Below are 24,279 nucleotides of genomic sequence, written 5' to 3' on the forward strand. Positions count from 1 at the left end.
CTAAAATTTTTCGACATTTTTATCCGGATTCATTTGCTTACTGTGCATTCTCCTGCGTGATCAGCTCTGCCGGTGCATACATCTCACCTTTTTCGATCTCTTCACCGTCAAAGTACTTCTCCATCTGCTCACAAACGATACCAGCCATTCCTTCGAAGTTCTGCTTTACCGTCGCTTTTAAGTTTGTTCCGTCCTTGATCATCTCGACTGCCTGCTCGTTTCCGTCAACGCCTGTGACGATGACCTCGTCACGTCCTGCCTCCTGAAGTGCCTTTGCAGCGCCGATGGCCGGTTCATCCCATGCCGCAAATACGGCTGTGATGGAATCCTTGTCCGGATTTGCCGTTAAGAGATTTGCAACGATGTCCTGCGCGTCGTTGATCGGCTGCTCTGCCGGAACGTGCTGCTCTGTGATCAGCTTGATATCCGGATATTCCTTAATAACATCGTCAAATGCCTCGCTGCGCTTTACAACGCCCGGATGCGGTCTGTGGGTCAGGGCGATCACGGTTCCCTTTCCACCCATCAGATCGTCAAATAAGTACCTCACAATGAGCTCGCCCATCTGGTAGTTGTCGCTTGTCGCATTGATCTGCATTCCATCGATAAATCCACTGTCACATCCGAATACCGGGATGTCCGCGTCAAAAGCGTCCTGAAGCTGGTTTGCTACCTGGTTCGGGTCAGCGCTCACAAGGACGATCCCATCGGTTCCGGAAGAAACAACATCCTCGATCCGGCTCGCAAGCTCCGCAAAATCGTTTGCCGTATCGATCACGAATACTTCCGCGCCCTCAGCTTCCAGATCTTCCTTAATATATCCTGCCATCTGGTTGGTCGTGACAGATGTGAGATACGGAGTCATAACGGAGATCTTCTTTCCGGCAAGTGCACCGCCTTCCGTCTTTTCTTCCGTTGCTGTCGAACCGGCTGTTGTTGTCTCCGCTGCGGTCGTTGTTGTCTCTGTCACTGCCGTCTTCTCATCCGCCTCTGTGGAGCATCCGATAAGCAGGATTCCTGCAAGAGCTGCGGCTGCAGCAAGGCTCATGATGGTTTTCATTTTTCTCATAATCATTTCCTCCTCGTTTTTGTCGACTGCCTCTTGCGGGAATCAGTAAGGGGGTAGAACAGCACGTTGAAAATAAGTAAAAAAGAATGTGCTTTGGCACGTTAGTGCCTTTTTATGTAACAGGGAATTCCTCGGAATTTCCTGTTACATAAAAAAAGTCCCGGACATAGTTTTCACTATGCCGGGACGAAATTGTTCGTGGTGCCACCCGATTTCACAGATCAGTCTTCCTCGAAAGCCAACTGCTCCGTGCCTACGGCACTCCCACAGTTGCCGCCTCCATTCGTAATCCGGGCTATCGCCCTACTTACTCATGCAGGCTTGGTTGTCAAATGTCTATCCAGCCTGACGTGCAAGCACGTCATTCTGGCTATCCGCTTGACAACACTTTCAAACAAAAATAGCAGCTATCCCACATCGGAATATCTGCCACCAATCTGTCTCATTTCAGAGTACGGAAATCTCTTTCGATACTCTTATCCTTTAACGCAGGAATCACGGCCGCAGCTACTCGGATCTCTTTCACCTGGCGTCTCACAAACCCATTCCATAGGGAATTCCATACTGTCTTCCACCACCGACAGCTCTCTGTGATTTCATTCCGAATGTACTCTCTTTGCTCATCGACTTTTTGTTTTTAATTTTTATGGATTAAAGATTAGCACACTTCTTTCCATATGTCAATTTTATTTTCAGAATATTTGCTATTAAAAATTCCTATACCCAGTCACTATTTTTTCCAATCATATCCGGTTCGAACAAAAATCGGCTCCTGAAAGACTTTCCAAGATCAGATCTATCATCTCTTTGTTGACAGTTTTTTCCATTTTGTAGAAACAAAAGTTACATAATTCTCATTTTTTGATTATTATGCCGAATTAAGTAAAGTGAATTTAAAAAATACTTGACTTTTTTAAGTTATGGTTTTATTCTTTAGCACATAATTTTATTAACGATCCATTCCAACTATCAAAGGCGATAACTTCTGACAAAAGTGCGCCTTTCTTTTTTACCCGGACTTAACTGTAAGACTATCGAACAGTTTCTCCGGTTCTCCGGAAGCGACTGCCGGATACCCACCGGCACCGGAGATTCCCCACCCGGATCGTTCGTAAAAGGAAAGAGAGAGGAGAGATTCATTTATGAAGAAGAGACGACTTATTGCACTCGCAGCTGCAGCCGTTATGGCAGCATCTTCCCTGGCAGGATGCGGCGGTTCCCAGACATCCTCAACAACAGCAGCCGGTTCCACTGCTGAAACAGCAGCGGCTTCCTCCAATGCGGTATCCCCGGACGCAAAGTCCACGGATCAGACACTCGGAGGCGGTATCGCGGTCGGCTCAAGTGACGGTGAGGCAGTAAAAGGTGGAACGCTTGTTTTGTCAATGCCTTCATCCCCACGCACCCTTGATCCGAAAGCCTACTCAACCATGTACGAAAACCACATTATGTACAATGTTCTCGATACCCTGTTTGTCTGGGATAAGGATTACAAAGAGGTGATTCCGAGTCTGGCAACTGATTACACTGTCAGTGATGATGGCCTGACCTACACCATCAACCTCCGTGATGATGTATACTTCCAGAAAGGTAAATTCCAGGACGGAAGAAAGATGACCGCGGATGATGTTGTATACTCTCTTGAACGAAGCAAGGAAGAGAGTACCACAGACCGTATCTGCCGTGATTTCTTCGATTACTGCGAAGCTGCAAGCCCGACACAGGTCGTTATCCATATGAAATCTGTTGCAGGACCGTTTATCTCTCAGTTAGCCGGTATCGGAAACGCAATCCTCCCGAAAGAGGAAGTTGAAGGCTGGGGAGAAGACTTCGGTTCCCACATCGTCGGCACAGGTGCTTTCACACTGGAAGAGATCGTAACCGATGAAAAAGTCACATTAAAGAAAAATGAGAATTACTGGGGCACAGAGCCGAACGTAGACGGCATCGAGTTCCGAATCATCTCCGATTCCAATCAGGCGATCAACGCAGTCCAGACCGGTGAGGTCGACATCGCGATGTATCTTCAGGGCGAAGCCATCAAGCGTGCGCAGGATGCGGACCTCTTACTTCAGGCACCGAGTTCCGCTGTCACCTTTGTCCGCTTCAATATGCAGAACGGACCGACCGCAAACGCTGATGTCAGAAAAGCACTCACAATGGCTGTCGATATCGACTCCATGGTAGCCGGTATCTATCAGTACGGCGAAGGCACAAGAGCTTATCAGCCGCTTCCGGTATACTCCTTCGCTTATGACACGGCATACAATGATCTTGTACCGTCCTACGATCCGGAAGGTGCAAAGAAGCTCCTCGCAGAAGCAGGCTACCCGGATGGCTTTACCATGAGCCTTTACATTGGTTCCACTACCTATCGCGAGAAGATGGCACAGATGTTACAGTACTACTGGAGCCAGATCGGTGTAACACTTGATATCAAGTCTTCCACCATGGCCGACTGGTCCGCAGCGGTCGTTGATTCCTGGCAGTCCGATGTTGTAAACAGCTACGGAGTAAGCTGGAACAGCGATCCGGATCCTTACGGTTTCCTTGGAAAGTTCTTCAGCTCCCAGACACTTCACGCCTCCTCCAACGCAGGCGGCTACAACGATGCGGAACTGGATGAGCTCTTAAATGAAGGCTTTGGCTCCACAGACAACGCAAAGCGCGCGGAGTCCTATAAGAAAGTCATTGAGAAGGTTATGAACGAATACACCGGTATCTACTACGCATACGAGTGCCGGAACTGGGCCGTATCCCCGAAGGTACATAACGCAGTTCTCCGTGCCGATAATCAAATGTTAGTCGCAACACCATTCAACAATATCTGGGTTGAAAAATAGAATTTGACGACCAAACCGGTTTGAGTAAGCAGGGTGATAGCCCGGATTACGAAAACCGGCGGTCGCTGCGTGAGTGCTAAAGACACAAAGCAGCTGGATTCCACACATAGAAAGGGGGAGGCAAATCCTAAGTTTGTTTCCCTTTTTCTGTACACTCACAGAGATTTAACTGTTCCATTCTCTTCACATTCTTCCCGGTGAAGAGAACAGGACAGCTATGAAAGGATTGGATTTATATGGGAAAGATCATCATAAAACGATTATTGCAGACGATTCCCACACTTCTGGTCGTCGTCACACTTACCTTCTGCCTCACACGAATGCTTCCGGGCGATCCGGCAGTGGCGATCTTAGGTATCGAGGCAAATGCGGAGGACATCGAAGCTATGAGAGCCGAGATGAACCTCGACAAATCGCTCCCTGAGCAGTACGCCCTCTACCTGGGTGGACTTGTCCACGGTGACTTTGGTTACTCCTACAGCTACCGTCAGGACGTTCTTCCACTCATCACTTCCAGAATTCCGAACACATTAACCCTGACGCTGACAGCACTTCTCTTCGCTTTCATCATCGGAACCAGCGTCGGTATCATTGCTGCATTAAAGCAGAATACGATCTTCGATTACATTGTCATGGTCATCACGCTCGTGGGTGTGTCCATGCCGATCTTCTGGCTGGCACTCATGCTGGTTCTTCAGTTTTCCGTTAAAATGAATCTTCTGCCTGTTATGGGTATGGGCGATCTCTCCAAAGGCTTCGGCGATGTTGTGAGCCATATGATCCTTCCGGGCTTCTGCCTTGCGACGATCCCGATGGCAACCTTTGCGAGAACCATGCGTTCCAGCATGATCGACATCATGAGCAGCGACTACATCCGATGTCTTAGAGCCCGTGGAATCAAAAAACTCAAAGTCATCCTGATCCACGGATTAAAGAATGCTCTCCCGCCGCTCATCACAGTTTTAGGTCTTCAGATCGCCGGAACCTTCACCGGTGCCATCATCACCGAGGGAATCTTCTCCTGGCCGGGCATGGGAACCATGATCAACACCGCGATCAACAACCGCGATTATTCCCTGATCCAGGGTGCGGTCCTGTTCTCCGCGATCATGTTCGTCTTCTGCAACATGCTGGTCGATATCGCCTACGCGATTCTGAATCCGAAAGTTAAACTGGAAAAGGGGTGATGAGTTATGACATTATCAAAAAAGAAAAAACCTGCTGCCGCGTCCTCCGTTGTTTCCGGTGAGGCGCTTGGAATGGATGCCAATATCGCAATGCTCGTAAAAGAGCGGAACGCGAACAATGCCTGGCATAAATTAGCGAGAAACAAAACAGCCCTCGTTGGCTTCTTCATCGTGGCTTTTATGGTAGTCATCGCCGTATTTGCCCCGCTCATCGCGCCATATGACCCGAACGCGATCAACCCGGTCCTGCCCTTTAAGGGAATCGGCACTCCCGGACATCTCTTCGGCACGGATGACCTTGGCCGTGATATCCTGTCCCGTATCATCTACGGCTCCCGTATTTCCATGATCGTCGCCGTAGGCGCCACCATCGTCGGCGCGATCATCGGCGTTCTCATCGGACTTACCGCCGGATATTTCGGTGGATGGATCGACGCGGTGCTCATGAGGATCATGGACGGCATGTTCTCCTTTCCGTTCATCCTGTTAGCCATGATCCTGATCACCGTTCTCGGAAACGGCGTCATGAACGTCATTCTGGCCATCGGTATCGCAAGCGTACCGGGATTTGCCCGTGTCACAAGAGGCCAGGTACTGATCGTAAAGGAAGAAGAATACTGCAACGCCTGCCGCGTTGTCGGTGTTTCCCCGGTAAGACTTCTGTTCTTACATATTTTGCCGAACTGTGTATCCCAGATCATCGTTTACGCGACACTCCGTATCGCAAGCGCTATCATCTCCGAGGCATCCTTAAGCTTCTTAGGACTCGGCATCGCGCTTCCGACCGCCTCCTGGGGCAGCATTCTCCGTGTCGGCCGTGACTGCCTGACAACCGCCCCGCACGTTGCGGGAACCGCAGGCGCGTTTATCCTCGTGACTGTTATCGGTTTCAACCTGTTGGGCGATGGTATCCGTGATGTCATGGATCCGAAAATGAAACAGTAGGAGGTGCAGGCTATGAGTGAAAACGATGCAATCTTAAAAGTAAATGGATTAAAAACATATTTCTATCAGGCAAGCGGCGTTTCCAAGGCTGTCGATGGCGTAAGCTTCAGCCTGCGTCAGGGCACGACCATGGGGATCGTCGGTGAGTCCGGTTCCGGAAAGAGCGTCACAAGTGCCTCCGTGATGCGGCTCATGCCGTCAAAGACCGGAAAGATCGTAGATGGCTCCATCATCTTCGACGGTGTGGACATCCGGAATCTCTCCGAGGCACAGATGGAAAAGTTCCGCGGCGATGAGTGCTGCATGATCTTCCAGAACCCGATGACTTCCCTCGATCCGGTATTCAAGATCGGCCACCAGATGGTGGAAATGATCAGAGAGCATGAAAAGGTCAGCAAAAAGGAGGCCTGGAACAAAGCCGTTGAAGCCTTGAAGCTTGTCGGCATCCCGGAAGCCGAGAAACGGATGGATGCCTATCCTCACGAGCTTTCCGGAGGTATGTGCCAGCGTGTCATCATCGCCATGGCTGTCTGCGGACATCCGAAGCTCATCATCGCTGACGAGCCGACGACCGCCCTCGATGTGACCGTACAGGCACAGGTTCTTGAGCTTTTAAAGGATCTCCAGAAGAAGCTCAACACAGCGATCTTACTCATCACCCACAACCTTGGCGTTGTCTGGGAGATGTGCGACACCGTCATGGTCATGTATGCAGGAAATACCGTAGAATACGCGGATACAAAGACGCTCTACAAAGAGCCGCTTCACCCGTACACCTGGGGTCTTTTAGACTCCATGCCGAAACTCAGCAGCTCCACGAAGGAGGACTTAAAGACGATCCCGGGCGCACCGCCGGATCTCCGCCTTACCGGCCACTGCTGCAACTTTTATAACCGCTGTCCTTACGCGACGGAGATCTGTAAACAGCAGGTACCACCGCTTAAGGAAGTCGCTCCCGGACATTTCGTGGCATGCCACAGACAGGACGGCGAGCACAGATTAACACGAGGGGAAGTGAATGTGACATGCAAAAAAATGTAATCATGAGCGTCGATCATCTCAGTAAGGATTTCGTGATCCGCGGAAAAAAAATAGGGGAAAAGAGTAAGCTTCTCCACGCATTGAGCGATGTTTCTTTTGATATTTATGAGGGTGAAACCCTTGGCATCATCGGTGAGTCCGGATGCGGCAAATCCACACTTGGACGCTGTCTTGTAAAGCTCCACAAGCCGTCCGCCGGAACGATCACCTACAATGGCAAGGATCTCTGGAATCTGCCGGTCTATGAGCGTGAGGCAGCCCGCAGGGACATCCAGATGATCTTTCAGGATCCGTATTCCTCTCTGGACCCGAGAAAAACAGCTTCCTACTCTATTGAAGAAGCGATGAAGGTCCACCACATCGGTGACACCGCAAGAGAGCGCCGCCAGAAAGCATTAGAGTCTCTTCAGGAGGTCGGTCTCGACATCCAGCACATGGAGCGCTATCCCCACGAGTTCTCTGGCGGCCAGAGACAGCGTGTGAACATTGCCCGCGCCCTCTCCATGGAGCCGAAGATCATCGTCTGCGACGAGCCGGTATCCGCACTGGACGTTTCAATCCAGGCACAGGTCATCAACCTCTTCCGCCGCCTGCAGAAGCAGTTTAACCTGACTTATGTTTTCATCTCCCATGACCTCGGCATCATCAAGTACATCAGCGACCGGATCATGATCATGTATCTGGGACGTGTCATGGAGTTCTACACTTCGGAGGGAATCTACGCAGATCCGAAGCACCCATACACACAGGCGCTGCTCTCCGCGATCCCGCCGGAAAGTCCCTTTGATAAAAAAGAGCGTCTGCCCCTCACCGGCGACATCCCGAGTCCCATCGGGGATCAGGTTGGCTGCCCGCTCGCAGGCCGCTGCCCGCACTGCACGGAACGCTGTAAGAAAGAGATTCCGAAGCTTGTGGACACCGGTGACGGACATATGGTGGCTTGTTTCCTGTACGAATAAGCTTTCACATCCGCAGCACCTGTCCGGGCAGGAAAGTACCCGTTTCAGCTTTTTCTGCACCTGGCAGATTCATAACTGGCTTTGTAACTGTTCATTCCTCACAGTTACGCACAAAAATCCATTCCACATCGGCTGTGCCGATAGGATTTTTGCCTTCTAGTCTAAGTTTTCTTACGGTCAGCGCAGTAAATGCGCAGACCTGCTGAACAGTTACCTGACTTTTTTATAAAGGAGTAATAAAACAATGGTAGATTCTAAAAAATTAATTTCTCTCGTCGAAAAATACGAAAAACTGATCTATGACACCGCTGATCATATCTGGGCACACCCGGAGACGGGATACCGCGAGTGGAAGACTTCCGCCTACATGGAACAGCATTTTGAGGAGCTTGGATACGCACTTACAAAAGCCGGCAACATCCCTGGATTCTACACAGATCTCGACACAGGAAAGCCGGGTCCGAAGATCGCGATCCTCGGCGAGCTGGACTCCCTGATCGTTGCAAACCACCCGTGCTGTGATCCGGAGACCCATTACGTCCACGCCTGCGGCCATCATGCCCAGTGTGCCGTTCTTCTCGGAACTGCCGCTGCCTTAAAGGAGCCGGGCGCTCTCGACGGTCTCTGCGGATCCATCCGTTTCATCTCCGTTCCGGCTGAGGAGCTTATTGAGCTTGGATACCGCGAAAGCTTAAGAAAACAGGGCATCATCAAATATTTCGGCGGAAAAGTTGAATTCATCCATCGTGGATACTTTGACGGTGTCGATATGGCGATGATGATCCATTCCGGCAAGCTCCCGGAAGGAAAAGCGCTCTCCATCAGCGACGGATGCAACGGCTGTGTCACAAAAAATATCACATTCAAAGGAATTTCCGCCCACGCAGGCGGCTCGCCGGAGAACGGCAGAAATGCCCTCTACGCCGCAACCTGCGCTTTAAACTCCGTCAATGCCCTTCGTGAGACATTCACAGACAATGACCATATCCGTTTTCACCCGATCATCACAGAGGCCGGTCTCGCCGTCAATGCGATCCCGGAGACAGCGAAGGTGGAATCCTATGTGCGCGGAGCTTCCTTCGACGCGATCCGCAAATACAATACAAAAGTAAATCAGGCTCTCGCCGCTTCCGCCGCCGCCATCGGCTGCAATGTGGAGCTTGATGACCATCCGGGCTACTTCCCGTTAAATAACGATAAAAATATGGCCGCTGTCATGAAAGAGGCTATGGAGACTGTTGCAGGCCCTGACAGCGTCGTTGAGGGCGGCTGGGGAACCGGCAGCACCGATATGGGCGATGTGTCCGCTATCATGCCGGTCCTTCACCCGCACGCAAACGGTTCCATCGGAACAGGTCATGGCAAAGATTACTATGTTCAGGATAAGAAGCTCGGCTGTCTCTATCCGGCAGAATGCCTTGTGCTCACCGCCGCAAAGCTTCTTGCGGACGATGCCTCTCTCGGAAAGAAAGTCATCGCGGAAGCAAAACCGTATTTCAAGTCAAAAGAAGAGTATCTTGCCGCTATCGATGCGATCACCATGGATAAGGATGCTGTTGTATACAACGAGGACGGTACGATCACTCTTAACTTTACAAAATAGATTTCAACCGGTCTTATCAAACATTTATTCTGCTTTTATCTGCGTTAGATTTACGGAAAGGACGGGAGATCTTGTATGAAAAACTTTGTTATCACAGTTGCCAGAGGATTCGGCTCCGGCGGACGTGCAATCGCCGCCAAGCTGGCGGATGAACTGAATATCCACAGCTACGACAATCGTATCCTGACGCTCGCTTCCCAGTACAGCGGTTATCCGGAACATTACTTTAAAGAGGCCGACGAGACCTTAAACGGCAGTCTGATCACGAAGCAGCTTCAGGCACTGCCGAAACGCCATTCACCGACCGGTGAGTTATCGAGATTTACTTCAGATGACCGGCTCTTCGAGTACCAGAAGATCATTATTGAGAAGCTTGCCTCGTCGGAGTCCTGTGTCATCGTCGGCAAATGTGCTGATTATATCCTTAAGGACTATGACAACGTGGTCAGCATCTATGTGGAGGCACCGAGAAGCTATACCCTGCGCCGTGTCATGGAACGCATGGATGACATTACTGTCGAGGAAGCGCACCATCTGATCACGAAAACGGACAAGTACCGCGCGGACTATTATAAGTATTACACCGGCGGCAACTACTGGACAAATCCGGTCAACTATGACCTGACCTTCAACAACGCCAGACTCGGTGACGATCGCTGCGTGAAGCTTGTTCTCGAGTGTATGAAGTTGAAATTTGGGGATGATTTCAAAGAATATATGAAGAGTATCGGAAAAGATATTTGATATGCTATTTCACTTAATTTTGTAATACCGGCACCGGGGTCTTTCCAATCCTGTCCCCGTGCCCGGGTTCCCCGCCGCGTTCCCCTCTCTCTCGCGCGGCGGGGATATTTTATTTCTCTAAATTCTCAAAATACGCTCTCAGCTCATCCACCAGCTCACCGAACTCTTTTCCGGTCTCATCCAGTGTGATGTCCGCATATTTCTCGTAGTACGGAAGTCTCTCATTGTAGAGATCCCGGAGTGTCATGCCGTCCTTTAAGACAACACCGCGGTCCACAAGGTTCCCGAGACGTGATTCCAGATCCTCATAGCGAAGCTTCAGGTACACGATCGTCGCGGTCTCTTTGTAGTGTTCCATGGCCTTCGCCTCATAGATCACACTACCGCCCGGCGCGATCACGGACTTCTCTACATCCAGCTCCAGGTTTGCCTGCTCCTCGACACGCAGGAAACCGTCATCGCCCTCTTCCGCGATGATCTCCTTCAAAAGCTTTCCGGTCTTCTCCTGGATCACAAGATCCACATCCACGAAGGAATATCCAAGACGCTTCGCAAGAAGCACGCCGATGGTGCTCTTTCCGGACGCCGGCATTCCGATCATCAGAATATTTTTTTTCTTCATAACTTATGCCTCGCTCTTTTGTCTGTCGCTGTAATTATCTCTGGTTAACTGTTCCGTATGACTGCAGTCACTCTGCAGACTACTTCTGTCTCTTCTTATCATTCCGCGGACCGTCGGATTTCTGACTATTCGCCTTTCTGGTTTGTTCCGGCCGGGTAGTTGCTTTCTTTCCGCCGTTCACGTCTGCAGACTTTCGAACTTTCCCGGCACCTCCGGCTTTTTCCGCTGATTTTGAAGTTTTCCTGCCAGCCTTCGCACCCTTTTCCGCTGATTTTGAAGTTTTCCTGCCAGCCTTCGCACCCTTTTCCTGCTTTCTCACGCTGTACCCGAAGCTTCCCAGCTCCTCGCCCATCCCATAATATCTTCCATGGGAATAGGCTAACGGCTTCGCCATGGAAAGATGGAAGGTGTCCTTCTCATCCATGTACGCTTCGTCCACATCCACCGCCACGACATCGGCGATAAACATATGATGGCTTCCCAGCTCTTCCACCTTCACAACGCGGCACTCGATGTTCACCGGGCTCTCTTTGATCACCGGTACATCCACCACGTTCGCCTTCTCCGGGGTCAGCCCGGTCTCTTTCCACTTATCCACGTCGCGCCCGGAGCGCACGCCGCAGTAGTCTGTCGCCCAGGCCATAGACTCCGTCGTCAGGTTTACGACGAACTCCCCAGTTTCCTTCATCATATGGTAGGAGTGTCGTTCCGACCGGACACTGATGGACAGCATCGGCGGATTCGTACAGATGGTTCCCGCCCATGCCACCGTAAAAATATTCGAATTTCCTTCCCGGTCAGCCACCGTCACAAGGACAGCCGGAACCGGGTACAGCATATTTCCTGGTTTAAACTGTCGTTTTCCCATCTTTACAGATCCTGCCTTTCTTCAATCGCGACCTTTCCGGCCTCTCACACCTGCAGTGTCTGCTATCCGCACTTCCTTTCAAATGCGTAACAACTGCTGCTCCCAACTTATAAATACGGCAGCCCGGTCATGACTTCTCCCGATCCGACCGTGTCAGACAACCGGGCTGCTGCAAAAAATTTGCTACTGTAATGCCATCATGATCTGCGGCGCAAGCTGTTTCTTTCTGGAAACAACGCCCGGAAGCTTCACGATTCCGGTCTGTCCGCTGACGTTCTCCATATCCTCATCCTTTACATGGAACGCATTGGCAATAAGCTGCTCCGCTCCCTGTCCGGTGCAGATCAGATCTGTGGACTCTGTCAGAATGTTTGTGAGCATGAAGAACATCATGTCGATCTCATGCTGCTCTCTCTCTTTCTCCGTGTATGCGGACATTCTTGTTCTCAGATCCTTGAGCTCCACTGCATTTAAGGAGGTGATCTGGCCGATTCCGAATACGGAATTTCCTACTGTGAATCTCTTAAAATCCTGGTAGAAAATATCGCCGTCGGATTTTCCCTTCAGGTTGCTTCCTGCGGAGAACATGTCGATGGCATACTTCTCGATATCGAGACCAGCGATCTGCGCAAGGGCGAGTCCGGCTGCCTTATCGATCGGCGTGCAGGTCGGGGAACGGAATAACAGGGTATCGGAGATGATCGCACTGCATAAGAGTCCTGCCGTTGTCTTGTCGATCTCTATGTGGTTCTCCTGGTACATCTGGTAGATGATGGTCGCGGTGCAGCCGAGGGGCTGGTTTCTGAAGAATACCGGGGACATGGTCTCAACAGTTCCGAGACGATGGTGGTCGATGATCTCGCGGATATCGGCGCTCTCCATGCCCTCTACGGCCTGGCTCTTCTCGTTGTGGTCCACAAGGATGATACTCTTTCCCTTTGCGCCTAAGAGGTTACGTCTGGAGATCATGCCGATGTACTTTCCGTCAGAATCAAGAATCGGGAAATCGCGGTGTCTCTTGCTCGCCATGATCTCGCGGATATCGTCGAGGTAATCTTCCTCAGAGAATTCGATGATGTTTTCCTTCGTCATAAAGTAGCTGATCGGCATGGACTGGTTGATCAGACGGGCTGTTGTGTAGGTGTCATACGGTGTCGTAATGACTGCACAGCCGCGCTCCTGTGCCAGTTTGCGGATCGTAAGGGATACACCTGCGCCCTCGCAGACGATAATGCAGCCTGCTTCCATCTCGATGGCACAAAGCTGGGACTCATAACGGTTTCCGAGGATGACCAGGTCATGTTTTTCGATATAGTTCTCCATCAGGTCCGGGTTTGCGGCCGCGATCAGGACTTTTCCGCGGTCAAAATATGCCTCAGAATCGCCGACTACCATACTTCCTTCCAGAGTATCAAGGATGTTCGCGTACTTCGTGCACGCTTTTGAGATAATGCTGCTGTCATATAAGTTCATGTAGGACTTGGTGATATCGCCGATCGTGATAACGCCCTCCAGGAGACCTTCCTCCGTCACACACGGAAGTGTGACGACGTTGTTCTCCTGCATGAGTCCCCATGCATTCTTTAAGGAAATTCCACGGGACACGCCTTTTGTCTTGCGGATCTCGATGTCCTTGACCTGCGTCTTGACGTTCTCCACGAGGCGCGGGGCCTTTAATTTAAAATAATCTAACACATACTGTGTCTCCGGGTTTACATTTCCGGCACGGCACGGCTCATAATTCTCGCCGGTAAGCTGATGCTTGAAACCAGCATAGCAGATGGCTGAGCAGATGGAATCCGTGTCAGGATTTCTGTGTCCCAGGACAAGTGTTTTTTTCAGTTCTTCAACTGCCATTGATCTTCTCCTTCTATTGCGTTTTTCTCAGACGTACAAATAAGAATGTGTTACAATAACTTCATAGTTCGTTCACAATTTGTTCACATTTGTTTTTTATACTTATTGCATAAACAAAAAGTCGTTTGACTTAACCAACTAGACAAATTGCACATAGATTTTTCATAATTGCCCCGGTTGTCGCGACCGGGGTCTCCTCTTTTTTAGAGGTAATGTGTGTCCGCTTATGGCGGACACTTTTCTTTTTCACCCATACATGCGCTATGTGCGTTCACAGCAAAAAGGGAGTCCGTCACCGGACTCTCTCTTCTTTATCCGATGATCAGCTTCGCGGCACCGTAGATTCCGGCATCATTTCCAAGCTTCGCAAGAACGATGTCCGCCTTCTTTGTTGCCATCGGAGATAACTCATCGTGGTACCTCTTAATAATATCAGTCAGGAATGTTCCGGCCTTGGATACACCGCCGCCGATCAGGAATGCCTGTGGATCCAGAACCATGGAGATCGTCGCAAGAGCCCAGCCAAGGTAATAGCAGGACTTATTGAGGGATTCCAGTGCAAGCGCATCTCCCGCCTTCGCTGCATCCAGCACGTTCTTCGCGCTGATGTTCTTTAAGCTTCTGAGAGTGGACGGGCGGTTATCTGCCGCCAGCATTCTTCTTGCGGTTCTGGCGATTCCTGTCGCGGAAGCCACCTGCTCTAAGCAGCCGTGTCCGCCACAATTGCACGCCTCTTTCTCACCTTCCATCACATGGATATGGCCGATCTCACCGCCGACCCCCTGTTCGCCGGTCCAGATCTTTTCATTCAGGATAATGCCGCCGCCGACGCCGGTTCCCAGAGTTACCATGACAAGGTTTTTGTAGCCTTTTCCGCCTCCCTGCCACATCTCACCGAGAGCCGCGACGTTCGCGTCATTTCCGCTTTTTACGACCATACCATCCAGCAGTCTGCTGAGCTCCTGCTGTGGATTTCCGGCCTTCCAGCCGAGGTTTACACACACTTCGCAGTGTCCGTTCGGAAGAACCGGTCCAGGGAATCCCATTCCCGCTCCGGAAAAATCAGAGAGCTCCAGACCGCTTTCCTTTGCCATTCTGCGGATCGAAGCCGCAATATCGCCCAGGATATACTTTCCGTTCTCCTCTTTTCTTGTCGGAATCTCCCACTTCTTTACGAGAGTTCCGTCTTCCTCAAAGATACCGAGCTTCACGCTTGTTCCGCCGATATCGATTCCAATACACTTTAAACTCATGTGTGCTCCCCTTTTCCCTGATTTTCCGCTATCCGTCCAACAACGGCTTTCAGCCATCTGTCCGGACAGCACACGACCTTGCGGAGCTGCCGCCCCATAGTCCAGGCGCCAGCCCCTATTTTTCACAGCCGCCCATTTCACATCGGGCTGCCGCATTTTCCATCTATCTGATTAGAACAGCGTCTTTACAGTATTTACAACGTTCTCAACAGTAAATCCGAACTTCTCGAACAGTTTTGCTGCCGGACCGCTTGCTCCGAAGCTCTTCATGGTCACATAAGCTCCGTCGAGGCCGACATACTTGCCCCAGCCGAAGTCGGAAAGTGCCTCAACGACAATTCTTCTTCTGACTTCCTTCGGAAGTACGGACTCCTTGTACTCTGCGCTCTGCTCCTCGAAGATATCCATACACGGCATGGATACGACGCGGATCTTCTTGCCTTCAGCTGTAAGTTCTGCTTTCGCCTTAACCGCAAGATCAACCTCCGAACCGCTTGCGATCAGGATTGCGTCCGGTGTTCCCTCGCAGTCATCGATCACATAGCCGCCCTTTAACGCGTCCTTGCTGCTTCCCGGGATCGGATTGAGGTTCTGTCTGGAAAGGACAAGCGCTGTCGGTGTCTTCTCAGATGTTACTGCAGACAGCCATGCTGCGGATGTCTCTGTCGCGTCACACGGACGGAATACATGGAAGTTCGGCATTGCGCGGAACATAGCGAGCTGCTCGATCGGCTCGTGGGTCGGTCCGTCTTCGCCAACGCCGATGCTGTCGTGAGTCAGAACAAATGTCAGCGGAACTCCCATCAGTGCAGAAAGTCTCGCCATCGGTTTTACATAATCACTGAACACGAAGAATGTCGCAACATAAGCGCGGAGACCGCCGTGAAGCATGATACCGTTGCCGATCGCTGTCATTGCAAGCTCTCTTACGCCGAAGTGGAGGTTTCTGCCTGCCGGGTTCTCTGCGGAGAAGTCGCCCGCATCCTTCATGGCTGTCTTGTTGGACGGAGCAAGGTCAGCAGAACCGCCGATCATGTTCGGCATGATGTCCTTTAAGATGTTGATCATCTTGCCGGAAAGGGAACGTGTTGCCTCTGCCTTGTCTTTTGTGAGCCAGAGTGCCTCGTTCTCGATCAGTGCCTTTGCGTCCGGAGCTGTGTGGTACTGCTCCCAAAGCTTCTCCATCTCTGGGTACTCGTCGCAGTATGCGGCAAACATAGCGTTCCATGCTGCCTCAACGTCTGCCTTCTCCTCCGCGAGACGGGAATAATGCTCATAGACCTCTTCCGGTACAAAGAACGGCTCCTCATACTGCCAGCCGAGAGTCTCTCTCATTGCTTTGATGTTGTCAACACCTAACGGCTCGCCGTGGGCGCTTGCCTTGCCCTGTTTAGCCGGGCAGCCGAAGCCGATCTCAGTCTTGATGGTGATGAAGGACGGATGCTCAGTATCAGCCTTTGCAACCTCAATTGCTGCGCCGATGGCATCGATATCTGTTCCGTCTTCAACGGTAATTGTCTGGAAGCCGAATGCTTTCATGCGCTCTTCCACGTTCTCGCGGAATGCGATGTCTGTGCTTCCCTCGATGGAGATGCGGTTGGAATCGTAGAGAACGATAAGTTTACCAAGTCCAAGTGTTCCTGCAAGGGAGAATGCCTCAGAGGAGATTCCCTCCATCATGCAGCCGTCGCCGCCGAGTACATATGTGAAGTGATCGACAACCGGGTAGCTTTCCTTGTTGAATACGGATGCCAGATGCTTCTCAGCCATTGCCATACCAACAGCCATGCCCATACCTGCGCCTAACGGTCCTGTTGTCGCCTCAACGCCTACGGTGTGGCCGTATTCCGGATGTCCCGGAGTCAGGGATCCGACCTGACGGAAGTTCATAAGGTCTTCCTTTGTAAGACCGTATCCGAACAGGTGAAGCAGGGAATACAACAGCATGGAGCCATGTCCGCCGGATAAGATAAAGCGGTCACGGTTTGCCCACTCCGGGTTTGCCGGATTGTGGTTCATGTGGTGTGCCCAGAGCTCATAAGCCATCGGCGCACTGCCGAGGGGAAGTCCCGGATGGCCGGAATTTGCCTTCTGGATCGCATCTGCGGATAAAATTCTGATGGAATTGATCGCCAGATTGTCGATTGTGTTCATTGTTTCATTCCTCCTGATAATCCATAGGTGTGGTAACTGTTCATTTTCTTCACAGTTATCAGTGTTGTAACATGTTTTCACTATTACATTTATTTACCTTAATTTAATCTCTTTCATTACCTCGCTGCCTGCGGTAATCAGAGAATTGGTACGATTTTTGCCTGCTCTTACGAGCGATACAGAAAAGTCAAACTGTCCGTTAAACCTCTCGTGTCCGTCCAGGTTGTATTCCCTGCACGATTCCTCATTATACAGGATAAGCCTGTCCCCGTCAATGAGGACGCCTGTGTAGGCGTAGTCAAAATCAATGCTTGTAACCTTCTTTCCATCCGTGTTGTATACATCAAGCCGGTACGGACTTCCGGAGGTACTGTCGACAACGACAGCCGCATATTTATCTGAGTAGCAGATACTCTGGATCTCTTCATCCACCGGAACAAACGTGACATTTGTGTCCGGGATCACATTTTTTACAGAGATAAAGGTCAGCCCTTTATCGGAAAAGGCGCAGACCGTCTGATCATTTAAGTAGCGGATGCGTCCCACCATCTTGTCATCAAATTCTTCTTCAAAAGCGGCGATAAAACGGTTGTTGACATTTTTTCCGATCTCAGAGAAATCGTAGAACGCCACCTTGTTCTTCAGTGCGCCATTTTTCATGTACATAACGGACATGACGATCTGTTTTCCGTCTGGAGAAAGCGCGATGTCCACCGGATATCCATCTCCGGATAAGAGCATCTTGATGTTGATCCCCAGCGACTCGCCGTCCTTCTTGAAGTAGAATATGTAGCTCGCCGTGCTGTCCTCAACAACTGCCGCCGCAACGCCGCGGGCAGATACCGCTGCTTTCGTGATCGGAAGCTGTGTCTTCGCCGTTCCGGTACATCCCTCTTTGCTGCAGATGTACATCTCGTTTCCCTGCTGGTCCGCGATCACAGCGTAGTCCCCGTTGATGTTGATGATCGGTGTTTTCATCTCATAGCTCTGGGTCCAGATCGTTTTGCCGGAGGCATCGATATAGGAAGCGCCGTCCTTTGTATACTTGATCACGTTGTCGCCGAACATGGCGAACTTCACAAAGCTGCTATCGCCGACCGTTTTTGACGCTTCTGCCAGTGCAGAAGTTTCCGCGGACGCCGTCTCATCTGGGGTTCCGCTTCCCGCCCCGGAAGCGCCGGAGCTTTCTGCCGAAGCAGTCTCACCAGCTCCGTCTGTCCCTGCACTGTCAGCCGCAGCACTTGTCTCTGCTACCTGTGTTTTCTTATCCGCGCCAGAGTTTTCTGTGTAGCGCATGGACCGCTCCCACTGGACGCTGTAGCCGGTATACTCATATTCATTCATGTACCGGTAGCCGGTAAAACCTAATGCCGCAAGAAAACAGACGGCCGCGGCCGCGATGATCCGCTTTTTTCTTTTATATTTGGCAAGCCGGCCACCATCCATCGGTTCTTCCGATCCGTTGTCCGGCATCTGTACGATATTCTGTCTGAGCTGCCTTTTTTTGTTCTCTCTGTCCATAGATTGCATATCACTCATAAAAATCTCCTGAAAATGGACATATATAGGCTAGTATACACCATTTTCAGGAGATGCGCATTAAATTCTTTGTTTTTATTGCAGTTCATTTTGCGGGGCGGAACCAATCTTGACCTGCAAGATAATTTTTCAAAATTTTTACAGGTTCTGATACATTTTTAACAGGAGAAAAGTCTGAAATTTACGGCAGAACCAGCTTCTGCCCTGCCACAATATGGTCCACATTGTCCAGGTGGTTCAGTTCGCAGATTTCGGACAGCCGCTTCAAATTTCCATACTCTTTCCAGCAGATTCCGTATAACGTCTCCCCGTCACCGATCTCATAGATCCGGTAGCCGTTTGCGGACGCGGCAGCGTAATCGACGGGTTCCTTCTTGGAACTTTCCGTGCTGCTCTGTTCACTCTCTTTTCCCATTCCGACGCGGGGCTGGGTCGGAGACTCGGCGCTGGTGGACGGAACTGCCTCCTCTACAGCACCGGATGCGGCGGCGGTCTCATTGCTGGCTGCCGCCGCGGTGTCTGACGGCTGGCTCACTGTGCCCGTCTGCCCACCGGAACTGCCTGGCGTGGACTGCGCCTGCTGCCCATCTGTACTGCCTGTACTATGATTCTGCGTCTGACTGTCCACGCTGGCGGCCTCCGTATCCGTCGCGGCTTCCGTCGTCTCCATAGTCTCCGCCGCATAACTTTCCCCGGTCTCACCGCTGGCCTCTGTCGGGAACACATTTCCCGGGCGCTCCTCGATGACAAAATCCGGCTCCTGATTCAGCTTGTCCAGGTAATCACTCCAGTTCGCCGTCCCCGCAGGCACCACAGAAGTCAGCACAGACTCCATCTGCCGCATCTTGTGATAATTGTTGACGAGGACCACACCTCCTGCCAGCACCGCCACCGTGAGGACCCCGCAGGCCGTCCCCAGGATTCCAGACATATGCCGTCCGGCATCCGCCTGTTCTTTCCGAACCGTCATCCGCTGGCGGAAATCCTTAATGACCTTCTCGTGGGACCCGGACTCCACCCGGCGAACATCTTTCCGCGTCACCATGTAATCCTGCATCATCTGATTCCGCTCATAGTAGATACAGTGGCCCTTTAACCGGTAAAATCCGTCCTCCGACGTGACATAGACCGCCTCCTCGCCTTCCAGTCCATGATTCAGGTACATAAGCTTGTTCTTCCCATTGAAATACTGGTTGTGCTGCTTCCAGTAATTCAGCGGACTCAACTGGCTCGACGGTGCCCCGCAGATAAACCATCCCTGGACCGTCCGCTTCGGAAATGACTCCTCAATTCCCCGGTATGCCTTCTTCCAGGCATTCTCCGAGAATTCTATCTTCTCCCCGGACACCTCCACGTCCTCCATCTCGATGGCCCCATCGATAAAGATATACGGCGTCCCGTCATAATTTTCCGTGCTGCCCAGCAGAAGTCCCACCCGCAGCGTCTGGTTTCCCGCCGGATACAGGCGCTTTAAATATGTATTTACATAATCCTCCACATACAGCCGGACCACCTGGTCCGTGTCACCGATCTGGCGGATATTTTTCGGAAGTTTCGGAAACGGATTGTATAATTCTCCCATGCTGTCACCTCGTTCTATCTTCAGGCGGCCGGCATGTCCAGATACCGGCCGCCTCTATATTTACGCGAACCACGAAACCGTGCTTCGTCGGATTCTTTCCGAAGTATAGCATGATACACCCGCAAAACATGTCAAAACGGTGCAGCCTGACTGGAAAAGTTTTCGACACGTCTCCCAATGATCCGCATCCCGAGACAGATGCTACGGCTGATGCAGTCCGCCAGGCGCATGACCATGGACAGGCGGATGCTCTGCAAAAACAGGGGATCCCCGCTCTCCGCCCCGCCGACGATCCCGGTAATGGAGATGTCACCCACGGCGGCAAGCTCCTTTCGAACGCCCAGTCCCGGGCGGAGCGGTCCTTTTTCCAGTGTCACGAGCCCCACATGATCCCAACGGCCAACGGCGGCATCCACGGCGATGATGATCGCGTCCGGATAATGTTCCTCGATATGCTCCAGCGTCCGGTCAAGATTCACCGCATGGACCGGATGTTCCAGTGTCCCGATCACCACCACATTGCTGATCTCCTCCGCCTCCAGCCGTGAACCAATGAGCGGCCCCAGGCTGTCCCCCGTGGACCGGTCCGTCCCGATGCACAAAAACACCACCTGGCGGCGGCCAGATGCCCGCATCTCATTCATCAAAAGAAGCAGAAGTCTCGCCGCAAATTTCTCCGCTTCAAATCCCGCTTCCGTATCATAATAAGTGATCTTCCGCCTCCCGAATCTCATGGTAAACACTCCGTTTCCTGGCTGGTTTCTATGAGACATTATAGGCAGAATACGCAGAGATTATACATGTTATTCCCTCTCCGTTCTGTTCGTTACTTTTCACGATATTTTTATGTAATATGGAATTTCTCAAAAATCTCCCATTATAAAAAAGAATGTGCCTTGGCACATTCTCGCGCCTCGCGCGGTCACTTGCGACAATCTACATCTTCGCGCGAGTGCGCATCCTTGGCACGTTAGTGCCTTTTTATGTAACAGGGAATTCCTCGGAATTTCCTGTTACATAAAAAAGAGACCAGGTACCCTCAAATACCCAGTCTCTCATCAAATCTCTATTTTGCTTAGTAATCAAAGTGCATCATATCCGCTCTGCTGAATCCGGCTCCCCAGTTCCATCCATGTTTTCCAAATGCCTTCACGACATCACTGTCACGTCCAATGGAATACGGATTCACGCCCGGCTCCCATTTATTTCCGACGAGAACTGTTGTACCGTCTACATCGATCTGCGGGTTTGCGTCAGGATTGATATCAATGGCAGTTCCAGAACTATGGTTGCTTCCAAGTCCGTTGCTTCTCCAGTTGTATCCGCCGACACTCTCGATCGGGAACTGCTCCGGTCCATTATAGATCTCTGTAAAGATCTCCTTTACATCATTCGCGATGGAACTTAACACCTGCACATGCGCTGTTCCGGCAACCTTCTGGCCATTTCTCAGTCTCCATACCGGAATCTCCACACTGACCATCTCAGCGGATGCGGTCGCATCACACGGATTGGCCGCGATTCGGTCAACCTGTTCTCTCACTTTTGCTATTTCATCCGGATTGTAAGCATCCCAATTATAATATTTTGAAGAATAGTGATAAGCTGCCTTATCTATTTCGCTCAAGTAATCAGCTTTCAGATACCAGTCCGGATCATAATTATAGCCGTAATTCCAATAACCGGAATTATTCGAATTGCTGTTACTGTTGGAACCACCGCTACTGTTTCCGGAAGTTCCAGAGCTGCTGTTCTTCGTCTCCCCACCGGCTTTCTGCTTTACCTCGCCGCCAACGACCCAGGCACCGATCCTGTTTACCTGATAGCCGTCCGGTGTTGTCGTATTTCTCAGGACATAGCCGTTTTCATCAAAATAGAAGCTCTCTGCCATTCCATCATTGTCCGTATCGATCCATGCCCATCTTCCCTTCGGATAGGAACCGTCATCAAACTGGTACCACATTCCGTTCGCGTCGGATTTCCATGTTCCCGCAAATGAGGCAAATGGCATTGCCATGCAGAATACCGCGGCAGCAACCGCAATCTTCATTCCAAGCTTTCTCATCTTTTGTTTTCCTCCCCTGTGATGCCGTTCTTCCTGTCTTTTTCGCACCACTTTAAAATATACTTTTTCTCCAACTATCCAGTACCTTTATAGTTACAAGCAAAAATCCATTCCGGATCAGCTGCGCCGATGGGATTTTTGCCTTCCAGCTTATGTTCTCTTGCGGTCAGCACAGCAAGTGCGCAGACCTACTGAACAGTTATCTTTTTCTTTTCCATTCGTTTTTTATACGAATCGGTATTTTCGTCGGACTTGCTGAGCGTTTTTTACTTTGCCGTCTCTTCCTGGCTCTTATAAATAGCAATCGCGTCACTTATATTGGACGCTGCTCCGCTTCTCACGATATCCGCCAGCGCCTGCAGCTTCTCAGAAGTCATATAGCCTTTTCCTATATATACCTCGTAGTTATCCGTAATAAACAGCGATTTCTCCTTCGCCGCTGTACGCGTACTGCGGAGTTTTTCCGACAAAGAAGCAAGATCATCCTCCATCCGGCCGATCTCTTCTTTATTGTTTGCCGTGATCTCGTCGGAGATGATCGTCCGCGTTACAGTATCGAAGGTCGTCAGCGCTTCTTTCTTTTTCCGGTTGATCTCAGCCACATCCTGATCGAGCTGGGCGATCTCATCATCGAATTTCTGGAGATTGTAGATCGTCTCGTTCTTGTCCCGGCGGATCGTCTTCGCGATCACTTTCATCTCTTTTTTATTCGCGCGGATCTTTGCACGGATGCCAAGTCCCTCTTTTAACACATCCATGTAGCGCACCTTGGTCATATTTCCCACCGTCACATAGATTCCGCCGAAAACGAGGATCGCTGCCACATAAATTCCAACGAGATACATGGTCCGTCTCTCCGGGATCAGAAAATACACGCCACAGGGAATCGCGAGAAAACAGATCAGGATCGTCACAAGAAGTGCCAGAAAATCCTTAAATGTCCTCGTAAAGTAGAGTGCGTAGTAATAATTTCCCCGGCAGAAACCCGGAACATGGTTTGCCTTAAATAAGGTCTTGATCTGATCCGCCAGTTCTTTATTTTCCCGCACAAGTCCCCGGGTGTCCTCCTCGATCCGTTCCTTGACGCCCTGGTTTTTTGCTTTTTCACGCTTCGCTTTTACTTTTTTAAGCCGCTCCTGGGCCTTTCCGAGTTCCGCGTCATAGCTTTTTGTGATCTCTTCTTTCCGCTGCTTCACCGTCTGACTGATGGTTTCTGTAACAGAACGCTGTTTTCCCTTAAGGGAACTCTCTAACTTTTTCTCATCCGCTTCGAGCTGCTCCACTTCTGTATTCAGAGCTTCCAGTTCCTGTACTGCCTGTCCTGCGCTGGCAAAAAAAGCAGCATAATCTGTAATTGGCTGTCCCATCTTTTGTCCTCCTGGCTCTGGTTCAAGTATGTCATCAAAATGTCCATATAGATATAGATTACTACAATTTTTCTGACGATACAAGGCATTTTGGGCAAAATGTTGTGCCTTTACTTTCTGGAAAAAATCCGTTATACTGTTTTTCAAATCATGATCGTGAAAGCAATCGAATGGAGGACGTTTTTATGTTCCGGATCTGGGGAAAAATATGGAAAGATAACCATCTTGTGCGAGATATGGTTTCCTGCAATAACGACTATTCCATGTCAAGAACTGCCATGGTATTTCAGGCACTGGATGAGATCTGCCATGAATTTGACTTAAGCCAGCCAATCTGGCTCGACTCGAATATCCGCGACTTTCAGCTGCATGATAAGACGCGGTTTACGAAGGACAGTTTTATTGAATCGATCGATTTTGATTATCTGGAATTTCAGGTGATCGAGGAGTAAGCTCCGGTTCATGCACCGTGCAGGCAAAAACCGGAACGAAAGCAGCTGACATATTCTTTACAGAATCACTGCGCATCCTCGCGGAGCGTTTATCTCAGTTGGAGATTGGACTCCCACTGAGACTAATTT

General features: G+C 50.7%; 19 protein-coding genes and 1 other annotated feature. Of the genes, 8 read left to right on the forward strand and 11 right to left on the reverse strand.

Features of this window, described 5'->3' with window-relative positions; all coding sequences use genetic code 11:
- Positions 1–37: 37 nt before the first annotated feature.
- Positions 38–1,069 carry a sugar ABC transporter substrate-binding protein gene (locus DW826_RS02520; RefSeq protein WP_117515167.1) on the reverse strand — a complete coding sequence of 344 codons (1,032 nt, stop codon included), beginning with the start codon at positions 1,067–1,069 and terminating at the stop codon, positions 38–40.
- 179 nt (positions 1,070–1,248) lie between these two features.
- Positions 1,249–1,702: a binding site (T-box leader), on the reverse strand.
- A 509-nt stretch (positions 1,703–2,211) separates the two neighbouring features.
- Between DW826_RS02520 and DW826_RS02525 the strand changes: the two genes are divergently transcribed.
- The 7 genes from DW826_RS02525 to DW826_RS02555 all read left to right on the forward strand — a co-directional run bounded on the left by DW826_RS02525 (position 2,212) and on the right by DW826_RS02555 (position 10,391).
- Entirely contained in the window at positions 2,212–3,912 is a 1,701-nt protein-coding gene (locus DW826_RS02525; protein WP_117551938.1) for an ABC transporter substrate-binding protein, read from the forward strand.
- Between the two features lie 236 nt (positions 3,913–4,148).
- Positions 4,149–5,099, forward strand: a complete 951-nt coding sequence (locus DW826_RS02530) for an ABC transporter permease (protein ID WP_021905090.1) — start codon at positions 4,149–4,151, stop codon at positions 5,097–5,099.
- A 6-nt stretch (positions 5,100–5,105) separates the two neighbouring features.
- Positions 5,106–6,044 carry an ABC transporter permease gene (locus DW826_RS02535; protein WP_242990670.1) on the forward strand — a complete coding sequence of 313 codons (939 nt, stop codon included), beginning with the start codon at positions 5,106–5,108 and terminating at the stop codon, positions 6,042–6,044.
- A gap of 12 nt (positions 6,045–6,056) precedes the next feature.
- Positions 6,057–7,085 carry an ABC transporter ATP-binding protein gene (locus DW826_RS02540; RefSeq protein ID WP_117551939.1) on the forward strand — a complete coding sequence of 343 codons (1,029 nt, stop codon included), beginning with the start codon at positions 6,057–6,059 and terminating at the stop codon, positions 7,083–7,085.
- Positions 7,070–8,044 (forward strand): oligopeptide/dipeptide ABC transporter ATP-binding protein, encoded by a 975-nt coding sequence (locus DW826_RS02545; RefSeq protein WP_117551940.1) that lies wholly within the window; start codon positions 7,070–7,072, stop codon positions 8,042–8,044. Before DW826_RS02540 ends, DW826_RS02545 begins: the two co-directional genes overlap by 16 nt.
- A gap of 244 nt (positions 8,045–8,288) precedes the next feature.
- A complete protein-coding gene (locus tag DW826_RS02550; protein WP_117551941.1) occupies positions 8,289–9,647 on the forward strand; it encodes an amidohydrolase in 1,359 nt (452 codons plus the stop codon).
- A gap of 75 nt (positions 9,648–9,722) precedes the next feature.
- Positions 9,723–10,391 (forward strand): cytidylate kinase-like family protein, encoded by a 669-nt coding sequence (locus tag DW826_RS02555; RefSeq protein WP_117515155.1) that lies wholly within the window; start codon positions 9,723–9,725, stop codon positions 10,389–10,391.
- Positions 10,392–10,500: 109 nt separating this feature from the next.
- Here the strand turns inward: DW826_RS02555 and DW826_RS02560 are convergent, their stop codons facing one another.
- From DW826_RS02560 to DW826_RS02605, 10 genes are all read right to left on the reverse strand, one after another.
- A complete protein-coding gene (locus DW826_RS02560; RefSeq protein WP_117471033.1) occupies positions 10,501–11,013 on the reverse strand; it encodes a shikimate kinase in 513 nt (170 codons plus the stop codon).
- 79 nt (positions 11,014–11,092) lie between these two features.
- Positions 11,093–11,881 (reverse strand): flavin reductase family protein, encoded by a 789-nt coding sequence (locus DW826_RS02565; RefSeq protein ID WP_117515153.1) that lies wholly within the window; start codon positions 11,879–11,881, stop codon positions 11,093–11,095.
- 183 nt (positions 11,882–12,064) lie between these two features.
- Positions 12,065–13,738 carry a putative manganese-dependent inorganic diphosphatase gene (locus DW826_RS02570; RefSeq protein ID WP_015552914.1) on the reverse strand — a complete coding sequence of 558 codons (1,674 nt, stop codon included), beginning with the start codon at positions 13,736–13,738 and terminating at the stop codon, positions 12,065–12,067.
- Positions 13,739–14,049: 311 nt separating this feature from the next.
- Positions 14,050–14,991: an ROK family glucokinase gene (locus DW826_RS02575; RefSeq protein ID WP_015552913.1), complete on the reverse strand. Its 942-nt coding sequence runs from the start codon at positions 14,989–14,991 to the stop codon at positions 14,050–14,052.
- A gap of 171 nt (positions 14,992–15,162) precedes the next feature.
- A complete protein-coding gene (gene tkt, locus DW826_RS02580; protein ID WP_015552911.1) occupies positions 15,163–17,145 on the reverse strand; it encodes a transketolase in 1,983 nt (660 codons plus the stop codon).
- 93 nt (positions 17,146–17,238) lie between these two features.
- The gene (locus tag DW826_RS02585; protein ID WP_117551942.1) at positions 17,239–18,684 is read right to left on the reverse strand and encodes a DUF5711 family protein; all 1,446 of its coding nucleotides are present in this window, start codon (positions 18,682–18,684) and stop codon (positions 17,239–17,241) included.
- Positions 18,685–18,865: 181 nt separating this feature from the next.
- Positions 18,866–20,266 carry a LysM peptidoglycan-binding domain-containing protein gene (locus DW826_RS02590; RefSeq protein WP_117551943.1) on the reverse strand — a complete coding sequence of 467 codons (1,401 nt, stop codon included), beginning with the start codon at positions 20,264–20,266 and terminating at the stop codon, positions 18,866–18,868.
- Between the two features lie 131 nt (positions 20,267–20,397).
- Positions 20,398–21,000, reverse strand: a complete 603-nt coding sequence (gene yyaC / locus DW826_RS02595) for a spore protease YyaC (protein ID WP_015552908.1) — start codon at positions 20,998–21,000, stop codon at positions 20,398–20,400.
- A 341-nt stretch (positions 21,001–21,341) separates the two neighbouring features.
- A complete protein-coding gene (locus DW826_RS18430; protein ID WP_207659883.1) occupies positions 21,342–22,331 on the reverse strand; it encodes a M15 family metallopeptidase in 990 nt (329 codons plus the stop codon).
- A gap of 266 nt (positions 22,332–22,597) precedes the next feature.
- The gene (locus DW826_RS02605) at positions 22,598–23,698 is read right to left on the reverse strand and encodes a hypothetical protein (RefSeq protein ID WP_117551944.1); all 1,101 of its coding nucleotides are present in this window, start codon (positions 23,696–23,698) and stop codon (positions 22,598–22,600) included.
- 185 nt (positions 23,699–23,883) lie between these two features.
- Here DW826_RS02605 and DW826_RS02610 point away from each other — a divergent pair, with 185 nt between their 5' ends.
- The gene (locus DW826_RS02610) at positions 23,884–24,150 is read left to right on the forward strand and encodes a hypothetical protein (RefSeq protein WP_015552905.1); all 267 of its coding nucleotides are present in this window, start codon (positions 23,884–23,886) and stop codon (positions 24,148–24,150) included.
- Positions 24,151–24,279: the final 129 nt, after the last annotated feature.

It is taken from the genome of Clostridium sp. AM34-11AC (assembly GCF_003435375.1).
Lineage (GTDB): Bacteria > Bacillota > Clostridia > Lachnospirales > Lachnospiraceae > Pilosibacter > Pilosibacter fragilis.

Bases quoted from the DNA above. Each gene is read 5' to 3' on its own strand.
- DW826_RS02520 (WP_117515167.1), bottom strand. From the start codon at position 1,069: ATGAGAAAAATGAAAACCATCATGAGCCTTGCTGCAGCCGCAGCTCTT.
- DW826_RS02525 (WP_117551938.1), top strand. From the start codon at position 2,212: ATGAAGAAGAGACGACTTATTGCACTCGCAGCTGCAGCCGTTATGGCA.
- DW826_RS02530 (WP_021905090.1), top strand. From the start codon at position 4,149: ATGGGAAAGATCATCATAAAACGATTATTGCAGACGATTCCCACACTT.
- DW826_RS02535 (WP_242990670.1), top strand. From the start codon at position 5,106: ATGACATTATCAAAAAAGAAAAAACCTGCTGCCGCGTCCTCCGTTGTT.
- DW826_RS02540 (WP_117551939.1), top strand. From the start codon at position 6,057: ATGAGTGAAAACGATGCAATCTTAAAAGTAAATGGATTAAAAACATAT.
- DW826_RS02545 (WP_117551940.1), top strand. From the start codon at position 7,070: ATGCAAAAAAATGTAATCATGAGCGTCGATCATCTCAGTAAGGATTTC.
- DW826_RS02550 (WP_117551941.1), top strand. From the start codon at position 8,289: ATGGTAGATTCTAAAAAATTAATTTCTCTCGTCGAAAAATACGAAAAA.
- DW826_RS02555 (WP_117515155.1), top strand. From the start codon at position 9,723: ATGAAAAACTTTGTTATCACAGTTGCCAGAGGATTCGGCTCCGGCGGA.
- DW826_RS02560 (WP_117471033.1), bottom strand. From the start codon at position 11,013: ATGAAGAAAAAAAATATTCTGATGATCGGAATGCCGGCGTCCGGAAAG.
- DW826_RS02565 (WP_117515153.1), bottom strand. From the start codon at position 11,881: ATGGGAAAACGACAGTTTAAACCAGGAAATATGCTGTACCCGGTTCCG.
- DW826_RS02570 (WP_015552914.1), bottom strand. From the start codon at position 13,738: ATGGCAGTTGAAGAACTGAAAAAAACACTTGTCCTGGGACACAGAAAT.
- DW826_RS02575 (WP_015552913.1), bottom strand. From the start codon at position 14,991: ATGAGTTTAAAGTGTATTGGAATCGATATCGGCGGAACAAGCGTGAAG.
- tkt (WP_015552911.1), bottom strand. From the start codon at position 17,145: ATGAACACAATCGACAATCTGGCGATCAATTCCATCAGAATTTTATCC.
- DW826_RS02585 (WP_117551942.1), bottom strand. From the start codon at position 18,684: ATGAGTGATATGCAATCTATGGACAGAGAGAACAAAAAAAGGCAGCTC.
- DW826_RS02590 (WP_117551943.1), bottom strand. From the start codon at position 20,266: ATGGGAGAATTATACAATCCGTTTCCGAAACTTCCGAAAAATATCCGC.
- yyaC (WP_015552908.1), bottom strand. From the start codon at position 21,000: ATGAGATTCGGGAGGCGGAAGATCACTTATTATGATACGGAAGCGGGA.
- DW826_RS18430 (WP_207659883.1), bottom strand. From the start codon at position 22,331: ATGAGAAAGCTTGGAATGAAGATTGCGGTTGCTGCCGCGGTATTCTGC.
- DW826_RS02605 (WP_117551944.1), bottom strand. From the start codon at position 23,698: ATGGGACAGCCAATTACAGATTATGCTGCTTTTTTTGCCAGCGCAGGA.
- DW826_RS02610 (WP_015552905.1), top strand. From the start codon at position 23,884: ATGTTCCGGATCTGGGGAAAAATATGGAAAGATAACCATCTTGTGCGA.